This is a genomic window from Arthrobacter sp. MOO21 (assembly GCF_057369995.2).
Window position 1 is genome coordinate 107,274 of sequence record NZ_CM170671.2, and the last position, 19,201, is coordinate 126,474.

A 19,201-nucleotide genomic window follows, 5' to 3' on the forward strand; every position below is an offset into this window, starting at 1 on the left:
ACCGTATCCGGCTGATTGCGGATAATCAATCAAAATTGACTGATATCTGTAAATCAACCGTTGCGGGGTGACTATCCAAACAGATTGACGGGCTTCACGATGTCCGCGTAAATGAGCAGCACGCTCATGCCCATCAGCAGGGCTGCCACGACATAGGTGACGGGCAGGAGCTTGGCGATGTCGAAGGCCCCCGGGTCCGGCCGGCCGCGCAGCTTTGCCACCTGGCGCCGCGCGCCCTCGTAGAGTGCTCCGGCAACGTGGCCGCCGTCCAGCGGCAGCAGCGGGATCAGGTTGAACACGGCAAGCGCAAAGTTCAGGCCCGCCAGCAGGCCAACGAGGGTTGCCACCCGGGACTGCATCGGTACGGCCTCCATGGCTGCCACCTCCCCTGCCACGCGGCCCACGCCCACCACGCTGATGGGGCCGTTGGGGTCCCGTGGTTCTTCGCTGAAGGCTGCCTTCGCGACGCCCACCACGCGGGCCGGCAGGTTGAAGACAACCCCGGCCACTTGCCGGATGTTCTCCCCCGCCATGGGCAGCACGGACGACGCCGGCTGGGGTACCAGCGCGGTCTGCGCGCCGATGCCAAGGAAGCCGACCTCCTGGTACTGCAGGGTGCCGTCAGCGTCGGTGGCCTGCCGTCCGTCGGGTCCCATCACCGGCCGGGCCGAGAGCACCGGGGTCACCGTGGTGGACACCGGGTTGCCGTCCCGCTGGACCGTGATGGCCACTTCCTTGCCGGCGGAGGCGCGGATCCATTCGGTCAGCTGCGCCCAGCTGGTAACAGCCTTGGCATCGAAGGAGGTGATGGTGTCGCCGGGCTTGAGCCCTGCGGCCGCCGCGGGCGTCAGCTGGCAGTCGGCCGAATCCGGGTCGACGGTCTGGCCCGCCGCCACCTGGCACTTGGAGACGTCGGCGATGGTGGTGGTGGCCGTGGCAATGCCGAAGCCCATCAGCAGCACGGCGGTCAGGAGCAGGCCGAGGACCATGTTCATGGCCGGGCCGCCGAGCATCACGATGATCTTCTTCCAGACCGGCAGGCGGTAGAACACGCGGTTTTCGTCGCCCGGCCCCACCTCCTCGTGCGCCATGGAGCGGGCTTCCGAGGCCAGGGTCTGGAACATGCCGGTGCTGGAGGGCCGGACGGTTCCGTCGTCCTTGTTCGGCGGGTACATGCCGATCATGGAGACGTAGCCCCCCAGCGGGACGGCCTTGACGCCGTACTCCGTTTCGCCTTTCCGCCGGGACCAGAGGGTGGGCCCGAAGCCGATCATGTATTTGGTGACGCGCACCTTGAAGAGCTTGGCCGGCACCAGGTGGCCCACCTCGTGCAGCGCAATGGACACAGCGATGCCGATCGCCACGAAGACGACACCGAGGATGAAAAGTAGGACAGGGGTCATGGAGGTGCTGCTGCTTCCTAGAGACTGCTGACTGCTAAACGTTCATGGGCGCGGGCGCGTGCCCAGCTTTCAGCATCCAGTACGGATTCCACCGTCAGCCCGGAGGAACCTGAATGTTCGCTGAGCACGCCCGCCACCGTATCCACGATGTCGGTGAACCTGATGCGGCCGGCGTGGAACGCCGTCACCGCTTCCTCGTTGGCCGCGTTGAAGACCGCGGGGAAGGTGCTGCCCTGCCTGGCGGCTTCCTTTGCCAGGTCCACGGCGGGGAAAGCCTTCACGTCGAGGGGCTCGAAGGTCCAGGTGGCCGCCTGGGTCCAGTCGCACGCGGGAGCGGCCTTTGCCACCCGATGCGGCCAGCCGAGCCCGAGGGCGATGGGCAGGCGCATGTCCGGCGGGGAAGCCTGGGCTATGGTCGAGCCGTCGATGAACTGGACCATGGAGTGGACCACGGACTGGGGATGGACCACCACGTCGATCCGGTCCAGCGGAATATCGAACAGCAGGTGCGCCTCGATGACTTCCAGGCCCTTGTTCACCAGGGTGGCGGAGTTGGTGGTGACCATCACGCCCATGTCCCAGGTGGGGTGGGCCAGTGCCTCCTGCGGGGTCACTTCGTGGAGCGCGTCCCGGCTGCGGCCGCGGAAGGGACCGCCGGACGCGGTGAGGACGAGTCTGTCCACTTCGGCGGCGGTGCCGGAGCGCAGGCACTGGGCAATCGCCGAATGCTCCGAGTCCACGGGAACGATCTGGCCGTCCCGGGCTGCGGCCTTGACCAGGCTGCCGCCCACGATCAGGGACTCCTTGTTGGCCAGGGCCAGGGTGGCCCCGGCCTGCAGGGCCGCCAGCGTGGGTGCCAGTCCGATGGAGCCGGTGATGCCGTTGAGCACCACGTCCGCCGGTACCGCGGCGATCCGGGTGGAAGCATCCGGGCCGGAAATGATCTCCGGCCGGTAGCCCCGGCGGCCTGCTTCGGTGGCCGCTTCAGCGATGAGCGATTCAAGCCGGGCTGGATCGCCACCGGCGATGCCGATGGCGGCGGCACCGGTGTGGACAGCCTGCCGGGCCAGCAGCTCCAGGTTTCCGCCGCCGGCACTGAGTGCCACCACCTCGAAAAGGTGCGGGGCGCCGTCGACGACGTCAATCGCCTGGGTGCCGATGGAACCGGTGGATCCGAGGATGACGATTCTGCGTGGCTGCATTGATTAAGTATCCCGCACCGTTCCCGGCCTGCTGCGCCGGCCCCGCTCCTTGACCACAGGGCGGCCCGGCGTAACGTGGTTTTCGTGGACTGGCTCTCCTGGTTCGACGCGCCGGAGTATGAACTGGCGCGGCAGGTGCTGCAGCGCGGGGTGGCTGCGCTGTACTTCGTCGCGTTCCTGTCCACGCTCAACCAGTTCCCCGCCCTGCTCGGCGAGCGCGGCCTTCTTCCCGTCCCGGAATTCCTGGCCGGCTTCAGCCGCTTGCGCCGTCCCACCCTGTTCCGCTGGCGGTATTCGGACGGATTGCTGCGCGCTGTCTGCGCCGTTGGCCTGGTGGTCTCGGCGCTGCTGGTGGCCGGAATCCCGCAGCTGGGGCCGCCCTGGGTCCCCTTGGCAGCGTTCCTTGCCCTGTGGCTGCTCTACATGTCCATCGTGAACGTGGGCCAGACGTTTTACGGTTTCGGCTGGGAAATGCTGCTCCTGGAAGCAGGCTTCACCGTGGGTTTCCTGGGCTCGAACCAGACCGACCCGCCGCGGACCATCCTCATCCTGGTTGTGTGGCTGGTGTTCCGGCTGGAGTTTGGGGCGGGCATGATCAAGATCCGCGGCGGCCGGGAGTGGCGGGACCTGACGGCCCTGTACTACCACCATGAGACCCAGCCCATGCCCGGGCCGCTCAGCCGCCAGGCGCACCTGCTGCCCAAGCCGCTGCACCGCATTGAAGTCGTGGGCAACCACTTCGCGCAACTGGTGGTTCCTTTCTTCCTGTTCGCGCCCCAGCCGGTGGCCAGCGTGGCCGCCGGGGTGGTCATCGTCACCCAGTTGTGGCTGGTGGCCAGCGGCAACTTCGCCTGGCTGAACTGGATCGCGATCGTGCTGGCGTTCGCCGCGGTGAGCGATCCGGTGGCCCACGCGGTGATCCCGGCGGTTCCCGGGGACTGGCACGCGGGAACAGACCGGGAAACCCCGTTGTGGTGGCTGGCCATCACGTTGGCCGCCACCCTGCTGCTGCTGGTCCTGAGCTACTGGCCGCTGCGGAACCTGTTCTCCCGCCGCCAGCTGATGAACGCCAGCTTCAACCGCTGGCAGCTGGTCAACACCTACGGCGCCTTCGGCACTGTGACGAAGCAGCGCATCGAGATCGTAGTGGAAGGCACGCTGGATGAGGACCCGGATGACTCCTCGGGCTGGCGGGAATACGGCTTCAAGGGAAAGCCCGGGGACGTGCGGCGGCTGCCACGGCAGTGGGCGCCGTACCACCTGCGGCTGGACTGGCTGATGTGGTTCCTGCCGCTGCGCAGCGTGCACGAGGAGTGGTTCTACGCCTTCCTGGCCAAGCTTTTGGAAGCGGACCGGCAGGTGCTGCGGCTGCTCCGTCATGACCCGTTCGACGGCGCCGCGCCCCGTTGGGTGCGCGTGCGCAGCTTCCATTACCGCTTTGCCACGCGCAAGGAGTTCCGGGAAACCGGCAACCGCTGGGTGCGCACGCTGCTGCATGAGCCGATCCCGCCGTCGTCGCTGCGCCGGTCGAAGGGTCGGTTGGGCTGAAGCGTCCTAGCCCATTCCCTGGGCCCGGCGGATGATCTCCTGGGCGTGCTTGAGGATGGGTCCGTCGATCATCTTTCCCGCGTACCGGAACACCCCTGATCCGGCCGACCCGGCAGCATCCAGGAGGGCGGCAGCAGCGGCAACCTCGGCTTCGGAGGGCGCGTAGGCCTTGCGGACCACGGCTGCCTGGCTGGGGTGGATACATGCCTTGGAGCTGAACCCCGAGGCGACGGCGTCGGCAGCTTCCGCAGCCAGCCCGTCGAGGTCGGGGATGTCGGTGTAGACCGCGTCCACGGCCTCCTTGCCGTAGGCCCGGGCGGCAAGGAGCACGGACGAACGGGCGTGCAGCGCCACAGCCCGGTAGCCGCCGTCGTCCTTCCTGCTGGAGGTACCGCCGAGGGTTGCCAGCAGGTCCTCGGCACCCCACATCAGGCCCACCACATTGGGGGCGGCGGCGATGGCCGGGGCGTTCAGCACCCCCATTGCCGTTTCGCACAGCGCGATCACCTGGTACCCCTCCAGTGCCTTGAGTTGTTCGGCACTCTCGGCTTTGGCCAGCATCACCGTGCGGTACGGGGTGTGGGCCAGGCAGTGCAGGTCCTTCTCGAAGTCCTCGGTGCCGACCGGATTCACCCTGACGATGGTGCAGCTGGGCTCAAGCTCCGGCTCGACCCCTGTAGTCCCCAGCTGGGCGAGGATCGCGCCGCGGGCGCGCTGCTTGTCCCCAGGCGCCACCGCGTCCTCAAGGTCCAGGATCACGGCGTCGGCCCGGGCGGCGGCCTTCTGGTACCGCTCGGGACGGTCGGCAGGGCAGAAGAGCAGGGCAGGTCCCATCACAAAAGTCATAAGGCTATTCTCCGGTGTTTTGGCCGGTGTGTGCCTCCCTGTGGGCCTCCCGGGTCCACATCAGGCAATTGCGCGTGGCCCGTGCCACCACCGTGCCGTCCTGGTTGCGCCCGGTGAGCTCCATGGTCACGATGCCCTGGCCGGGGCGGGAGGCCGATAGCCGCTTCCCGGTGACAACCGTTTCCGTGTAGAGCGTGTCGCCGTGGAAGAGGGGGTTCGGAAAGGAGACGTCGGTCAGGCCGAGCTGGGCGATGATGGTCCCCTGGGTCAGCTGGGTGACGGACTGGCCCACCATCGTGGCCAGGGTGAACATGGAGTTCATCAGCCGCTGGCCGAAGGGCTGCCCGGCGCTCCAGGCTGCGTCCAGGTGCAGGGCCTGGGTGTTCATGGTGAGGGTGGTGAACAGGACGTTGTCGGTTTCGGTCACCGTCCGGCCGGGGCGGTGCGCATAGATGACGTCCTCCTCCAGCTCGTCGAAGTACAGCCCGCGCTGCTCGATGACCCGGGGGCCGGCGTCGTCCTTCCCGGCGGCCGGCCCAGCGGAAACCCCGTGCGTCATACCGTCAGTTCCTGGTCTTCCTCGAACAGGTCCGCGCCGGTGGCGGCGGCGACGTCCTGCGCCGAAACATTGGGCGCCAGTTCGCGCAGGACCAGGCGCGGGCCGGACGGGTCCTGGACGACGTCGATCACGGCCAGGTCCGTGATGATCCGGTCCACGCACCCCTTGCCCGTCAGCGGCAGCGAGCATTCCCGAACGATCTTGGGGTTGCCGTTCCGGTCCACGTGCTCCATCATCACGATCACCTTCTTGGCACCGAACACCAGGTCCATGGCCCCGCCCATGCCCTTGACCATCTTGCCGGGGATCATCCAGTTGGCCAGGTCACCGTTCTGGGCCACCTCCATGGCGCCCAGGACGGCGACGTCCACATGCCCGCCGCGGATCATGCCGAAGGAGGCTGCCGAGTCGAAGAAGGCTGCGCCCTTGTTCACCGTCACCGTTTCCTTGCCCGCGTTGATCAGGTCAGGGTCGACGGCGTCATCCGCAGGGTAGGGCCCGACGCCGAGGATCCCGTTTTCGGAGTGCAGCACCACTTCGACGCCTGCCGGGATGTAGTTGGGGATCAGGGTGGGCATCCCGATGCCCAGATTCACGTACTGGCCGTTGTGGAGTTCCTTGGCCACCCGGGCCGCCAGCTCGTTGCGGGTCCAGCCTTTGGTTTCCGTCGTGTCCCGCCCGTCCCCGGGGGCGTCATGCTGGGAGGCGGCGCGCCGGTATTCGGGACGGACTGCTTCCGGCCGGGGTGCTTCAGGGCTGTTCGGATCCATGGTTACGCTCCTGCCTGGGTGAGTGCGACCGTGCGCTTTTCAATCCGCTTCTCGCCGTCCTGCGCCAGGACCACGCGCTGGACGAAGATGCCGGGGGTGTGGATGTGTTCCGGGTCCAGTTCGCCGGGTTCGACGAGTTCCTCCACCTCCGCGATGGTGATGCGTCCCGCCATGGCGCACAGCGGGTTGAAGTTCATGGCGGTGGCGTGGAAGACGAGGTTGCCGTGCCGGTCGCCTTTCCAGGCATGCACCAGCCCAAAGTCGGGAGTGAGGGATTCTTCGAGCACGTAGTCCACGCCGCCGAACGACCGGACCTCCTTCGGGGCGGAGGCAACCGCGATGCCGCCGTGCGCGTCGTACTTCTGCGGCAGGCCGCCGTCGGACACCTGGGTGCCCACCCCCGCCTTGGTGTAGAACGCCGGAATGCCGGCGCCGCCGGCCCGCAGTTTCTCCGCCAAGGTGCCCTGCGGGGTGAGCACCACCTCGAGCTCGCCGGCAAGGTACTGGCGGGCGAACTCTTTGTTTTCGCCCACGTAGGAGCTGATGGTGCGGCGGATGCGCCCGTCGCGGAGCAGGATGCCGAGGCCCCAGTCATCAACGCCGCAGTTGTTGCTGACGGTTTCCAGCCCGGAGGTGCCGGCCCGGTGCAGGGCGTCGATGAGGGCCACCGGGATTCCGCAGAGGCCAAATCCGCCCACCGCCAGGGAGGCGCCGTCCGGGATGTCCGCGACTGCCTCGTCGGCGCTGGCAACAACCTTGTCAATCATCCTTGATCCTTTCAGGCCGGCTACAGTCCTGCGTGCTGCGAACCGCTACAAGCCCAGTTCGCGGGCGATCAGCATCAGCTGGACCTCCGTGGTGCCCTCCCCCACTTCAAGGATCTTGGAGTCGCGGTAGTGGCGTGCCACGGTGAACTCGTTGATGAAGCCATAGCCGCCGAATACCTGGGTGGCATCCCGCGCGTTGTCCATGGCCGCCTCGCCTGCGACCATCTTAGCGATGGCCGCCTGCGTCTTGAACGGCTTCCCGGCGAGCATGCGCGCCGCCGCGTCGTAGTAAGCCAGCCGGGCCGTGTGGGCCCTCGCTTCCATGCGCGCGATCTTGAAGGACACGGCCTGGTACTTGCCGATTTCCTGCCCGAAAGCCCGGCGCTCCCTGGCGTATTTGACGGACAGGTCCACGCAGCCCTGTGCAGCACCGGTGGCCAGGGCGGCAATGGCGATCCGGCCCTCGTCCAGGATGGACAGGAAGTTGGCATAGCCCCTGCCCCGCCCGCCCAGCAGGTTCGCCTCGGGAACGCGGACATCCTTCAGCGTCAGCGGGTGGGTGTCGGAGGCGTTCCAGCCCACCTTGTTGTAAGGCTTCTCCGCCTTGAAACCGGGCGTATCGGTGGGCACGAGGATGGTGGAAATTTCCTTTTGGACAGTTCCGTCCCCGCGGTCCTTCTGCCCGGTGACGGCAGTGACGGTGACCAGCCGCGTGATGTCCGTGCCCGAGTTGGTGATGAACTCCTTGTTGCCATTGATCACCCACTGGCCGCCTTCGAGGCGCGCATGGGTCTTGGTGCCGCCGGCGTCAGAGCCTGCCTCCGGTTCGGTGAGGCCGAAGCCGGCGAGCGCCTGGCCGGACGCGAGCATGGGCAGCCACTCCTGTTTCTGGGCGTCGGTGCCGAAGCGGTACACCGGCATGGCGCCCAGCGAAACCCCGGCTTCCAGCGTGATGGCCACGGACTGGTCCACGCGGCCAAGCTGCTCCAGCGCCAGCGCCAGGGCGAAGTAATCCCCTCCCATGCCGCCGTATTCCTCCGGGAACGGCAGGCCAAACAGGCCCATCTCCGCCATCTGCTTGACGACGTCGTACGGGAAGCTGTGCTCTTCGTCGTGCTTCGCGGACACCGGCGCCACCACGTTGTCCGCGAAGTCGCGGACGGTGTCGCTGAGGTCCTGGTATTCCCCGCTGAGTTCGGATCCGGTCATCGTCAGGCTCCTTCGCCGTCGTCTTCCTGTATGTCTGGTTGCGCTTCCGCGCGGGTGGGATGGATGGTGGCCAGCACCTGGTCGGCCTTCACCAGGTCCCCGGTACGTGCATTGAGGTGCACCGTCCCGGCCAGGGGTGCCACCAGGTGGTGCTCCATCTTCATGGCTTCCACGGATACCAGCACCTCCCCGGCTTCGACTGTGTCCCCGTCGCTGACCGGGACAGCCACGACTGTTCCCGGCATCGGCGAGCGCACCTCCGGGTCGGCGGAGCCTTCTTCCCGCTGGACGGCGGCGAGCACGCGTGCCAGCCTGGCCTCGCGGGTGAGGATGTCCAGCCGGCAGGACCAGCCGTCACCGCCGAGGAACAATTGTGCGGGCATGCCGGGCAGGGCGTTGTCCCACGGCGGCGTGGCCGCTCCCGGGAGGACCGGCGCCAGCCGGTAGGTCCGCCGCCGGCCGTCGAGGTCCAGTTCGAAGCTTTGCCGGCTGGACCAGTGCAGCGACGCACTCCGTTGGGCACCGCCGTCGACGGCGACCGCGGCCTCGCCTCCCCCGTTGAAGCTGCCGCTGACCTGCACCGTGGACACGCCGCCGTCGGGCGTTCCCAGGCTGATGCGGCGCGGCGCCGGGACTCCGAGCCGCCAGCCGTTCCTGCCCTGCCAGGGTCCGCTTTCGGGTGCCGGATTGTTCTGCGCCTCCATGCTGAGGGCGTACAGGGCGGCGGCCACCAGCTCCGCTTCGCCCGCGCGCCGGAACTCCAGTGCCGGCAGCTTCCGCTCGATCAGGCCTGTGTCGAGGTGCCCGGCCCGGACGTCGGGGTCGTTGAGCAGCAGCCGCAGGTACTCGACGTTGGTGTCGATGCCGAGTGCCGTATAGCTGGCCAGGGCGTTGTCCAGGGCGGCGAGTGCAGCCGGGCGGTCTTCACCCCAGGCGATCACCTTGGAAATCATGGGGTCATAGTTCGCCGAAAGTTCCAGGCCTTCCACCAGGGAAGAGTCCACCCGGATGCGGCCCTCGGTACCCTGCGGCAGCTCGTCCAGCACGAGCACCGTTCCGGTGGACGGAAGGAAGTTCTTCTCCGGGACCTCGGCATAGACCCGTGCCTCCACAGCGTGGCCGGAAAGTCCGACGTCGGCCTGCCGCAGCGACAGCTCGGCACCGGCGGCGACCCGGACCTGCCATTCCACGAGGTCCAGCCCTGCGACCATCTCGGTGACCGGGTGTTCCACCTGCAGCCGGGTGTTCATCTCCATGAAGAAGAACTCGTCCGGCGCGTCATCGGAAACCAGGAACTCCACGGTTCCCGCCCCCGTGTAGTTCACGCTGCGGGCGGCATTGCAGGCCGCCTCACCGATCCGCGCACGGACCTCGGCGCCGTTCGGCAGGCTTTCCAGCAGGGGCGAGGGGGCTTCCTCGATGACCTTCTGGTGCCGGCGCTGGAGGGAGCATTCGCGCTCGCCGAGGTGGATGACGTTGCCGTGGCCGTCCGCAAGCACCTGGACTTCGATGTGCCGCGGGGTGGTGACCAGGCGTTCCAGGAAGAGGGTGTCGTCCCCGAAAGCGGCGGCCGCCACCCTGCGGGCCGTCACCAGCGCCGCCGGCAGGTCGCCCGGCCCTTCCACCACGTGCATGCCCTTTCCGCCACCGCCCGCGGACGGCTTGATCAGGAGCGGAAAGCCGACGGCGGCACCCGCCTCAACCAGTTCGCTGTCCGTCATGCCGGGCCTGGCGATGCCCGGGACCACCGGGACGCCGTAGCCGGCTACGTGGTTTTTGGCGCGGATCTTGTCGCCCATGACGTTCAGGGCCTCCACGCCCGGGCCTATGAAGGTGATGCCGGCTTTTTCCAGGGCGCGGGCGAAGTCGGCGTTCTCGCTCAGGAAACCGTACCCGGGGTGCACCGCTTCGGCCCCGGTGCGCCGGGCATGCCTCGAGGATCGCGTCGATGCTGAGGTAGCTGTCGGCGGCGGCGGCGGGGCCGATCCGGACGGCAGTGTCGGCTTCACGCACGTGGCGCGCGCCGGCGTCGGCATCGCTGTAGACGGCCACCGAACGTATTCCCAGATGGCGCAGGGTCCGGATGACGCGGCAGGCAATTTCGCCGCGGTTTGCCACCAGGACGGTGCTGAACAACGGCTGGCCTGAGGCGCCGGCCTGGCTGGCGGACGGGTCCGTTTGGGTCTGCGTGGTCATGGCGTGCTCACATCCGGAAGAGGCCGAAAGAGGTTTCGGGCAGGGGCGTGCGGGACACAACGTCGAGGGCAAGGCCCAGGACGGTACGGGTGTCCACGGGGTCGATCACGGCGTCGTCCCAGAGCCGGGCAGTGGAATAGTAGGGGCTGCCCTGGTCCTCGTACTGCTGCCGGATGGGGGCCTTGAACGCTTCCTCATCTTCGGCCGCCCATTCCTCCCCCGCGGCTTCGTACTGGTCCCGCTTCACCGTGGCCAGCACGCTGGCCGCCTGGTTCCCGCCCATCACCGAGATCCGGGCCGCCGGCCACATCCACAGGAACCGTGGCGAGTAGGCCCGCCCGCACATGGAGTAGTTGCCGGCGCCGAAGGAACCCCCGATCACCACCGTCAGCTTGGGGACGCGGGCGGTGGCAACGGCCGTCACCATCTTCGCCCCGTTCTTGGCGATGCCGCCCTGTTCGGCGTCCCTGCCCACCATGAATCCGGAGATGTTCTGCAGGAACAGCAGCGGGATGCCGCGCTGGTCGCACAATTCGATGAAGTGGGCGCCCTTGAGCGAGGACTCGCTGAAGAGCACGCCGTTGTTGGCCACGATCCCCACAGGGTGGCCGTGGATGCGGGCGAACCCGGTGACGAGGGTGCTGCCGTAGTCCTTCTTGAACTCGTGGAACCTGCTGCCGTCCACGAGCCGGGCGATGACCTCGTGCACGTCGTAGGGGGCGTTGACGTCCGTGGGCACGGCGCCATACAGCCCTTCCGGGTCTGCGGCGGGCTCGACGGCGGGTTCCACCTGCCAGGCGGGCGGCGCCGGGGGCGGCAGGGTGGCGACAATGTCGCGGATGATCTGCAGGGCGTGTTCGTCGTTTTCGGCCAGGTGGTCCGTTACCCCTGAAACCCTGGAGTGGACCTCGCCGCCGCCCAGTTCCTCGGCCGTGACGATCTCCCCGATCGCTGCTTTCACCAGGGGCGGGCCGCCCAGGAAAATGGTGCCCTGGTTGCGGACGATCACGGTTTCGTCGCTCATGGCGGGCACGTAGGCGCCGCCGGCGGTGCAGGAGCCCATGACGGCGGCGACCTGCGGAACCTTGGCTGCGGACAGCCGCGCCTGGTTGTAGAAGATCCGGCCGAAGTGCTCCTTGTCCGGAAACACCTCATCCTGCTTGGGCAGGAAGGCACCGCCCGAGTCCACCAGGTAGATGCAGGGCAGCCGGTTCTCCAGCGCGATCTCCTGGGCGCGGAGGTGCTTCTTGACGGTCATCGGGTAGTAGGTGCCGCCCTTGACGGTGGCGTCGTTGGAGATGACCAGGACCTGCCGGCCGTGCACCAGGCCGATCACCGCGATGACGCCCGCGCCCGGGGCGTCATCGTTGTACATACCGTTGGCGGCCAGGGGTGCGACTTCCAGGAACGGACTGCCGTCATCCAGCAGCTGGTCGATCCGTTCCCGCGGGAGCAGCTTGCCGCGGGCGACGTGGCGGTCCCGCGATTTTTGCGGCCCGCCCAGGGCGGCGTCCGCCAGTTTCTTCCGCAGGTCTTCGGCCAGGGACAGCTGTGCCTCCCGGTTGGCGCGGAAGGACTCGCTTGCCGGGTCGAGCCGGCTGACCAGGGTCTCCATTGACGATCCGTTCCTGTCCGGACCGGGCTGGCTTGAAACCAACTCGGTTAGTCACTCATAACTGAAATTCAGGTTAGTCTCGATTAACTGTGATGTCCAACACCTGGCGGCCTTGCTAGAATCTGCGGGTCCGAGGAGGAGAAGTGTCCAGCAATACAGTGGAGCCGGCCCCTGCCACGCAGGCCCCCACAACGCAGCGCGGCAAGGCCAAGGAGAGCCGGCGGCAGGCTTTGCTGTCTGCGGCGGCTTCCCTGTTCGCGCTCAATGGCTTCAACCGCGTGTCCCTCGAGGACCTGGGCGCGGCAGCCGGCGTGAGTGGGCCCGCCGTCTACCGCCACTTTTCCGGCAAGCAGGCAGTCCTGGCCGACCTGCTGGTGACCGTGAGCCAGGAACTGCTGGACGGCGGACGCCAGGTGGTGGCAGGCAATGCCGATCCCCTTGCCGCGCTGCGTCGCCTGGTGGAGTTCCAGGTGGACTTCGCCCTCGGCAAGCCGGACGTTATCCGGGTGCAGGACCGGGACTTCAGCAACCTCTCCGAACAGGACCAGTCCGCAGTGCGCACCCTGCAGCGCAGCTACGTGGAGGTGTGGGTGGACGTCCTGGCCAAGGTCCATCCCGGCATCGACGCCGCGGAACTCCGCATGCGGGCCCACGCCACCTTCGGCCTGATCAATTCCACCCCGCATTCGGTCCGCAGCCATGGCCGGCGGATCGCCGCAGGGGCTGCCCGCCCCCTGCTCGAGCGCATGGCACTGGCCGCCCTGATGGTGGACAGCGCGCCCACCCCCCTGGCCGGGTACACCCGGCTTGGGGAGGGTGGCGGCCGCTAGACCATGGCCAGGACCATCCCCGGCTCGGCCATGACCGCGCCGACGTCCGCCAGGAACCGCGAGCCCTGCTCGCCGTCCACCAACCGGTGGTCGAAGGACAGGCTCAGCGTGAGGACCTGGCGGAGCGCCACCTCACCGCGGTATTCCCACGGCATGGTCCGGACAGCTCCCAGTCCAAGGATGGCAGCCTCTCCCGGATTGAGGATCGGGGTGCCGGCGTCGATCCCAAAGACGCCGATGTTGGTGATGGAAATGGTGCCGCCAGACAGGTCCTCGGGGGTGGTCTTGCCGGCCCGCGCCGTTTCGGCGAGTGCCGTCAGGGCCTGGGCGAGCCGCGGCAAGGACAGGGCGTCGGCGTCCTTGATATTGGGGACGGTGAGCCCCCGGGGTGTAGCCGCGGCGATGCCCAGGTTCACGTAGTTGTACGTGACGATCTCCTGGTTTTCCTCGTCCCACCGCGAATTCAGGGCTGGATTGCGGCGCAGGGCGATGAGTACCGCTTTTGCCGCCAGCGTGAGCGGCGTCAGCTTGATGCCGGAGAATTCCCTGCTGCTGCGTAGCTTGTCCAACAGTTCGATGCCGGGCGTGACGTCAATGGTGAGGAATTCGGTGGCGTGGGGTGCGGTGAAGGCACTGCGCACCATGGCGGCCGCAGTGTGCTTCCGGACGCCCTTGATGGGAGTCCTGGTTTCCCGCTCCCCCGTCCGGGTTCCCCCGGGTGCTGACGTTGGCGCGGCAGCTTCCCCCGCGTGCCCGGCAAATTCATGAACGTCGTCCCGCGTGATCAGTCCGCCGGGACCCGTGCCGGTCACCTGTGCCAGGTCCAGCCCGAGGTCCTTGGCCAGCTTCCGGACCGGCGGCGTGGACCGGGGCCGTTCGGCGGGCCTGGTCTCGAGAGGTTTCGGCTCAGCCGCCGGGGCCGTCACGGTTTCCAGAGAGTCCGCCGCAGCAAAGGTCCGCGGGCGGCGCGTGGGCCGTCCGGAACTTTCGACGACGGCGCCGTAACCTACCAGGTTCGGCTCCCGCTTCGGTGTTTCCACGGCCTGCTCCCCCGCGCCGGATGAAAGGCCGGCGGACTCCGAAGGTGCAGCGCCGCCGTCGTCGGGTATTTCAAACGAGACGATCGGCTTGCCGACCTCCACGACGGAACCTGGCTGTTCGTGGAGTTCCTTGACGACCCCGGCGAACGGCGACGGAAGCTCCACCACTGCCTTGGCGGTTTCAACTTCGGCGATCACCTGGTTCAGGCTGACGGTGTCGCCCACGCCTACCTTCCAGCTGAGGATTTCGGATTCGGTGAGGCCCTCACCCAGGTCCGGGAGCCGGAATTCCTTGATCATGGTGCCGCTCATCCTTCCAGGCCGCTCAGGGAGTTGGGGCGGCCCAGGGCCCGGTCCACGCCGTCCAGGATCCGGTCAAGACCCGGAAGGTGGTGCATTTCCAGCTTGGAGTACGGGTACGGGATGTCGAATCCCGTGACCCGGACCGGCGCTGCCTCGAGGTGGTAGAAGCACCTCTCGGTGATGCTCGCCGCCACCTCCGCGCCAAGCCCGCCGGACTGCCCGGCCTCGTGCGTGACTACCAGGCGCCCGGTCTTCCGGACCGAAGCCACAACCGGTTCGTAGTCCACCGGGGCCAGCGAGCGCAGGTCGATGACCTCGATGGAGATGCCCTCATCAGCGGCGGCCGTGGCGGCGTCGAGGGCGGTCCTGACCAGGGGTCCGTAGGCCACCAGGGTGACGTCGCTGCCACTCGCCAGCACCCGGGCCTTGTCCATGGGCAGGGCGGACCCGGGGTCTGCGGCCTCGTCCACCTCGCCCTTGTCGTGGTACCGGCGCTTCGGCTCGAAGTACAGGACCGGGTCGTCGCACGCGATGGCTTGCTGGATGACCGTATAGGCGTCCTGCGGATTGGCCACCGTCACCACCCGCAGGCCGGAGGTGTGGGTGAAGTACGCTTCCGGGGATTCGGAATGATGCTCGGGCGAGCCGATGCCGCCGCCAAACGGTACCCGGATGGTGATGGGCATCTTCACTGTCCCGCGGGTGCGGTAGTGCAGCTTGGCCACCTGGCTGACAATCTGGTCGAACGCCGGGTAGATGAACCCGTCGAACTGGATTTCCACCACCGGGCGGTAGCCCCGGTAGGCCAGGCCGACGGCGGTGCCCACGATGGCGGACTCCGCCAGCGGGGTATCCACCACCCGGTGTTTGCCGAAGTCCTTCTGCAGCCCGTCCGTCACCCGGAATACGCCGCCGAGGGTGCCGATATCCTCGCCCAGGAGGACCACCTTGGAGTCATTTTCCAGGGACTTCCGCAGCCCGGCATTGATGGCTCGGGCAAAGGTCATCTGGGTCATCAGCGTGCACCTTCTTCTGAAACGGCTCCTGCGGGGTCGCCGAAGGAGGCCAGGTAACGGGCGTAGTGGTCCTGCTGGCGTTCCAGCCAGGAATTCGGGGTGCTGTAGACGTGCTTGAAGATGTCAAGCGGCTGCGGGTCCGGCATGGTGGTGCAGCCGCGGCGCAGTTCCGATGCCACGGCATCGGCCTTGTCCGCGACCTGCTGCTGCAGTGCTTCGGTCAGGAGGCCCTTCCGGTCCAGCAGTGCCTCCACACGGGTGATGGGGTCCTTCGCGGCCCAGTCCTCCAGCTCGTTGGCGTCACGGTAGCGGGTGGGGTCATCGGCGGTGGTGTGGGGGCCCATCCGGTAACTGACCGCCTCGATGAAGGTGGGCCCGCCGCCGCGGCGTGCCCTGTCCAGCGCCACCCGCGTAGCCGCCATGACGGCAAGGACGTCGTTGCCGTCCACGCGCAGGCTGGGGATGCCAAACCCGGCGGCCCGGTCCGCGAGGTGGATGTGCGACTGAAGCCGCACGGGTTCGGAGATGGCCCAATGGTTGTTCGTGCAGAAGAACACCACCGGGACCTGGAAACTCGCGGCGAACACCATGGCCTCGTTAACGTCGCCTTCACTGGTGGCACCGTCGCCGAAGTAGGTGACAGCCACGGAGTCGGCGCCGTCGTTCTGGATTCCCATGGCGTACCCCGTGGCGTGCAGGGTCTGCGCGCCGATGATGATCTGCGGCGTTGCCATGTTGACGCTGTACGGATCCCAGCCGCCGGAGGCGTTGCCGCGCCATACCCGCAGGAGGTCCGTCAGGTCCACGCCGCGGCAATAGGCCACACCGTTCTCACGGTAGCTGGAGAAGACAAAGTCGTCCGCGCGCAGCGCCCTGCCGGAGCCGATCTGGGCTGCCTCCTGCCCCAGCAGAGGGGGCCACAGGCCCAGCTCGCCCTGGCGCTGCAGCGCCGTGGCCTCGACATCGATGCGGCGGATGACGGTCATGTCCTCGAACAGGGAACACAGCTGTTCGTCCGTGATGTCCTTGACCCAGACATCGAATTCGGGGTGGCTGATCCGTTCGCCGGCGGGAGTGATCAGCTGAAGAAGTTCATGGTCCGGTCCGGCGGATTTTCCGGAGCTGCCCGGGGCTTGTGCGCCGCCCTGGCCTGTTTGGTCTGTAGACACGATAGCCGCAACCTTCTGACGTCGTTGACCAGCGGTTTCAGGACTTTTGGTCCGTGCTTCCGCAGGCCTTCCGGGCGCCATTGCCCCGGATAATTGTGACCCTACTCACAATGTCCAGGGGGTACAACCACCGCCGCCCTTACTGAGCAAAATGCCCTACGGGCGGCTCGCGGACCGTGCTAGCGTTGCGCATTATGCAAGCTTTGGATGGCACTGACACCCGCCTGCTTTCGGCCCTGGCTGAGGACCCGCGCCGGACAGTGGTGGCGCTGGCGCAGAAGCTCGGGTTGTCCCGGAACACGGTGCAGGCGCGCATGGCCCAACTCGAGAAAAAGCACGTCTTCCTGTCTTTTGAGCGCCGCATCAACCCGGCGGCCCTGGGCTACCCGCTGATGGCGTTCATCTCCGTGCATGTCCAGCAGCAGAAACTTGCCCGGCTGGCCGGGGAACTTGCCGCCATTCCAGAGATCCTCGAGGGCTTTGGCCTGACCGGGTCCGCCGACCTGCTGCTGCGCGTGGTGGCCCGGGACGCGGAGGACCTGTTCCGCATCAACGGAAAGATCCTCGCCTGCGACGGAGTGGAACGGGCCGACACGGCGCTGGCCATGGGTGAGCTCATTCCCTTCCGGGTGCAACCCCTGCTGGAGCGCGGGTCCGGGGGCAACTGACAACTGCACCCTCCCGGTCCGGCATGCGCACAGTCCATCATGCACACCGTCCACCACGCGCACCGTCCAGCACGCGGCCGGGAGCATGCAGAAGTACGACGTCGGCGGGCCGGGTTATAGGCTTGGTGCAGTTAAGTGCGGCGCCGGCAGAGCCCATGGCCGTCCCCGGTGCCGCGCACCTTCCGAAAGGTTTCCCTTGAGCAGTTCCCAGGATTCGTACCAGCCTGGCCCGGCGGGCTCCCTGCCACGGCAGCTGCCCCCAGTGCCGGAGCAGCCGGCACCGTTTGGTCCAGCCGTCGGCGCTGGAGGGGGATGGCCGGGCCCCGGGCAGCTGCCCGGGGAACGCACGCGCGCACGAAGCCGGCGGAAGCTGTGGGTCATCCTGGGCAGCATCGGCGCGGTGCTGCTGCTGGTGGTCCTCGGCGTCGTCATCCTGGTCAACGTGGTGGGCGGCGCCGCCAGCCAGGCCAAGGGACTCGCCGACGACTTCACCAAGAAGGTGATCGCCGGTGACACCTCCGCCGCCTACGACGACTACCTGGACCCCGCGCTGCAGGAGCAGCTCTCCAAGGAGGCCTTCATGTCCGGGGTCCGAAGCCTGGGGATGGATGGTTCCTGCCGCCCCGCCTACAACGACGTCAAGGTGGCCACGAACAACGGCGTGAAATCGGCGGAAGTGGCCGGCCAGATAGCCTGCACCGGGAAGAAGGTGGACCTCGCGTACCGGTTTGAGGGCAAGGACCAGCTCCTGATGACCAGCATCAAGCTGCGGCCAGCGTACTGACCGCCCGGCGCAATTACCAAGGGTGCTGATTTTTCACCCATCCGCCCCTTGCCTTGGGTCCGAATCGCTTCCGAGGGTCCCACCGGGGATCCGCAATCCGGCGGGAAACACCCGCCCAACCGGAAGGATTCGGGCCATGCGCACTTCACCCAACCGCCTTGTCGCCACCATCTTCGGAGCCGTCTACCTGCTGGTGGGCCTCCTGGGTTTCGCCGTCACGTCCGGCGTCGGATTCGTGGCCACGGAGGGCGCGAACCTCATCATCTTCGAAGTCAACCCGCTGCATAACGTCATCCACCTTGCCATCGGCGCCGCACTGCTCTTCGCGGGCCTCCGCGGGACGGACACGGCACGCACCGTGAATGCCTCCGTCGGCGCCGTCTACCTGCTGGTCGGCATCCTGGGGCTGTTCCTGCTGAACTCGCCGCTGAACATCATCGCGTTGAACGGTGCCGACAACGTGCTCCACCTCGCCAGCGCCGTACTCCTGCTGGGCGTGGGCCTGTCCCTGGACAAGGCTCCGGCCGCTGCACGCGCCTAGCATGGCCATGCTCCGGCCGGCACGTCCTTCAGCCCCGGCATCTCCGACAGCCAAGGCGGCACCTCCAGCCCAGGCGGAAGCCCCGGCCCCGGCAGTGTTTCCGGCAGATGCCGGCGTCCGCCTGATCGCCGGGTTCGCGGGCTTCGGCGCCGGGTCGGTGAACCTGGCCATTTCGTCCAGCATCCTGGCCGGCGGCGCCGGATTCGGGGAACCACTGCCGTTCCTGGCCGGTGGCCTCGCCGGGATCTGGGGTGCCGTGCTGCTGGCAGCAACCGTCGCGTTCCTCGCCAGGGGCAGCCTGGCGGGGAACCGGTGGGCCCGGCCTCCGCTCGGTGCGGCAGCGGGCCTGCACGTTGCCGCCGTCGTCTTCGGAACGCCCGGCGCTCCGGGGCTTGTCCTGACCCAGCTTTCGGCACTGCTGCTGACGCTCATGGTGATAGCGTCGCTGGCGTGGCTGGGCCGTGACACTGCAAGGCGGGGAACAGCGCGGACCGCGGTACCACCAGCCACACGAGGGCCGGGCCGCCTGCTCCTTGGCGCCTTCGCCGGGGCAGTCCTGGTGGCGGGAATTACGACGCCGGGACTCGCGGCATCGGCGGCCGGCCAGCATGCCGTGCCGCACGGCAGCCACGGGACCACCTTGCCAGGCAATGGGCACCACCAGCGCTAGATAAGGCTCCGGGCGGCGCAGCGAAAGAGCCTCCGTAGCGCTTCCCGCGGCACGGAGGCTCTTCC

Annotated in this window: 17 protein-coding genes and 1 pseudogene; 6 read left to right on the forward strand and 12 right to left on the reverse strand. The window is 67.7% G+C overall.

Annotation, left to right across the window (positions count from 1 at the left end; all coding sequences use genetic code 11):
• Positions 1 to 71 precede the first annotated feature (71 nt).
• Both AC2JAJ_RS00520 and dxr read right to left on the reverse strand, forming a co-directional pair.
• Positions 72 to 1,403 (reverse strand): site-2 protease family protein, encoded by a 1,332-nt coding sequence (locus AC2JAJ_RS00520; protein ID WP_501053289.1) that lies wholly within the window; start codon positions 1,401 to 1,403, stop codon positions 72 to 74.
• Positions 1,404 to 1,420: 17 nt separating this feature from the next.
• Positions 1,421 to 2,605 (reverse strand): 1-deoxy-D-xylulose-5-phosphate reductoisomerase, encoded by a 1,185-nt coding sequence (gene dxr / locus AC2JAJ_RS00525; RefSeq protein WP_486414651.1) that lies wholly within the window; start codon positions 2,603 to 2,605, stop codon positions 1,421 to 1,423.
• Positions 2,606 to 2,689: 84 nt separating this feature from the next.
• Here dxr and AC2JAJ_RS00530 point away from each other — a divergent pair, with 84 nt between their 5' ends.
• Positions 2,690 to 4,153 carry a lipase maturation factor family protein gene (locus AC2JAJ_RS00530; RefSeq protein ID WP_486414650.1) on the forward strand — a complete coding sequence of 488 codons (1,464 nt, stop codon included), beginning with the start codon at positions 2,690 to 2,692 and terminating at the stop codon, positions 4,151 to 4,153.
• A gap of 6 nt (positions 4,154 to 4,159) precedes the next feature.
• Here AC2JAJ_RS00530 and AC2JAJ_RS00535 read toward each other — a convergent pair whose 3' ends face one another.
• The 7 genes and pseudogenes from AC2JAJ_RS00535 to AC2JAJ_RS00565 all read right to left on the reverse strand — a co-directional run bounded on the left by AC2JAJ_RS00535 (position 4,160) and on the right by AC2JAJ_RS00565 (position 12,115).
• Complete coding sequence (locus AC2JAJ_RS00535; RefSeq protein WP_501053290.1) at positions 4,160 to 4,999, reverse strand: aldolase/citrate lyase family protein; 840 nt, start codon at positions 4,997 to 4,999, stop codon at positions 4,160 to 4,162.
• A gap of 4 nt (positions 5,000 to 5,003) precedes the next feature.
• The gene (locus AC2JAJ_RS00540) at positions 5,004 to 5,558 is read right to left on the reverse strand and encodes a MaoC family dehydratase (RefSeq protein ID WP_221383824.1); all 555 of its coding nucleotides are present in this window, start codon (positions 5,556 to 5,558) and stop codon (positions 5,004 to 5,006) included.
• On the reverse strand, positions 5,555 to 6,328 hold the full coding sequence (locus AC2JAJ_RS00545) for a CoA transferase subunit B (RefSeq protein WP_486414649.1): 774 nt from the start codon (positions 6,326 to 6,328) through the stop codon (positions 5,555 to 5,557). Before AC2JAJ_RS00545 ends, AC2JAJ_RS00540 begins: the two co-directional genes overlap by 4 nt.
• A gap of 2 nt (positions 6,329 to 6,330) precedes the next feature.
• Positions 6,331 to 7,095 (reverse strand): 3-oxoacid CoA-transferase subunit A, encoded by a 765-nt coding sequence (locus AC2JAJ_RS00550; protein ID WP_501053291.1) that lies wholly within the window; start codon positions 7,093 to 7,095, stop codon positions 6,331 to 6,333.
• Between the two features lie 45 nt (positions 7,096 to 7,140).
• On the reverse strand, positions 7,141 to 8,304 hold the full coding sequence (locus AC2JAJ_RS00555; protein WP_221383827.1) for an acyl-CoA dehydrogenase family protein: 1,164 nt from the start codon (positions 8,302 to 8,304) through the stop codon (positions 7,141 to 7,143).
• Positions 8,305 to 8,306: 2 nt separating this feature from the next.
• Positions 8,307 to 10,500 (reverse strand): annotated as a pseudogene (locus tag AC2JAJ_RS00560) (acetyl/propionyl/methylcrotonyl-CoA carboxylase subunit alpha).
• Positions 10,501 to 10,507: 7 nt separating this feature from the next.
• Positions 10,508 to 12,115 (reverse strand): carboxyl transferase domain-containing protein, encoded by a 1,608-nt coding sequence (locus tag AC2JAJ_RS00565; protein WP_486414647.1) that lies wholly within the window; start codon positions 12,113 to 12,115, stop codon positions 10,508 to 10,510.
• Positions 12,116 to 12,258: 143 nt separating this feature from the next.
• Between AC2JAJ_RS00565 and AC2JAJ_RS00570 the strand changes: the two genes are divergently transcribed.
• Positions 12,259 to 12,945 carry an SACE_7040 family transcriptional regulator gene (locus tag AC2JAJ_RS00570; protein WP_473692959.1) on the forward strand — a complete coding sequence of 229 codons (687 nt, stop codon included), beginning with the start codon at positions 12,259 to 12,261 and terminating at the stop codon, positions 12,943 to 12,945.
• Here AC2JAJ_RS00570 and AC2JAJ_RS00575 read toward each other — a convergent pair.
• The 3 genes from AC2JAJ_RS00575 to pdhA are packed head-to-tail and all read right to left on the reverse strand — an operon-like array spanning position 12,942 to position 16,473.
• Positions 12,942 to 14,285, reverse strand: a complete 1,344-nt coding sequence (locus AC2JAJ_RS00575) for a dihydrolipoamide acetyltransferase family protein (protein ID WP_486414646.1) — start codon at positions 14,283 to 14,285, stop codon at positions 12,942 to 12,944. The two genes, AC2JAJ_RS00570 and AC2JAJ_RS00575, sit on opposite strands and share 4 nt — an antisense overlap.
• 8 nt (positions 14,286 to 14,293) lie before the next feature.
• Positions 14,294 to 15,304, reverse strand: coding sequence for an alpha-ketoacid dehydrogenase subunit beta (locus AC2JAJ_RS00580; protein ID WP_221383832.1), 1,011 nt, complete (start codon positions 15,302 to 15,304; stop codon positions 14,294 to 14,296).
• Positions 15,304 to 16,473 (reverse strand): pyruvate dehydrogenase (acetyl-transferring) E1 component subunit alpha, encoded by a 1,170-nt coding sequence (gene pdhA, locus AC2JAJ_RS00585; RefSeq protein WP_221383833.1) that lies wholly within the window; start codon positions 16,471 to 16,473, stop codon positions 15,304 to 15,306. Before pdhA ends, AC2JAJ_RS00580 begins: the two co-directional genes overlap by 1 nt.
• A gap of 194 nt (positions 16,474 to 16,667) precedes the next feature.
• On the opposite strand from pdhA, the gene AC2JAJ_RS00590 reads away from it, so the two are divergent.
• From AC2JAJ_RS00590 to AC2JAJ_RS00605, 4 genes are all read left to right on the forward strand, one after another.
• The gene (locus AC2JAJ_RS00590) at positions 16,668 to 17,141 is read left to right on the forward strand and encodes an Lrp/AsnC family transcriptional regulator (RefSeq protein ID WP_221383834.1); all 474 of its coding nucleotides are present in this window, start codon (positions 16,668 to 16,670) and stop codon (positions 17,139 to 17,141) included.
• Between the two features lie 196 nt (positions 17,142 to 17,337).
• Entirely contained in the window at positions 17,338 to 17,925 is a 588-nt protein-coding gene (locus AC2JAJ_RS00595; protein WP_486414645.1) for a hypothetical protein, read from the forward strand.
• Positions 17,926 to 18,061: 136 nt separating this feature from the next.
• Positions 18,062 to 18,466, forward strand: a complete 405-nt coding sequence (locus AC2JAJ_RS00600; protein ID WP_486414644.1) for a DUF4383 domain-containing protein — start codon at positions 18,062 to 18,064, stop codon at positions 18,464 to 18,466.
• A 1-nt stretch (position 18,467) separates the two neighbouring features.
• Positions 18,468 to 19,136, forward strand: coding sequence for a hypothetical protein (locus tag AC2JAJ_RS00605; protein WP_501053292.1), 669 nt, complete (start codon positions 18,468 to 18,470; stop codon positions 19,134 to 19,136).
• Positions 19,137 to 19,201 lie beyond the last annotated feature (65 nt).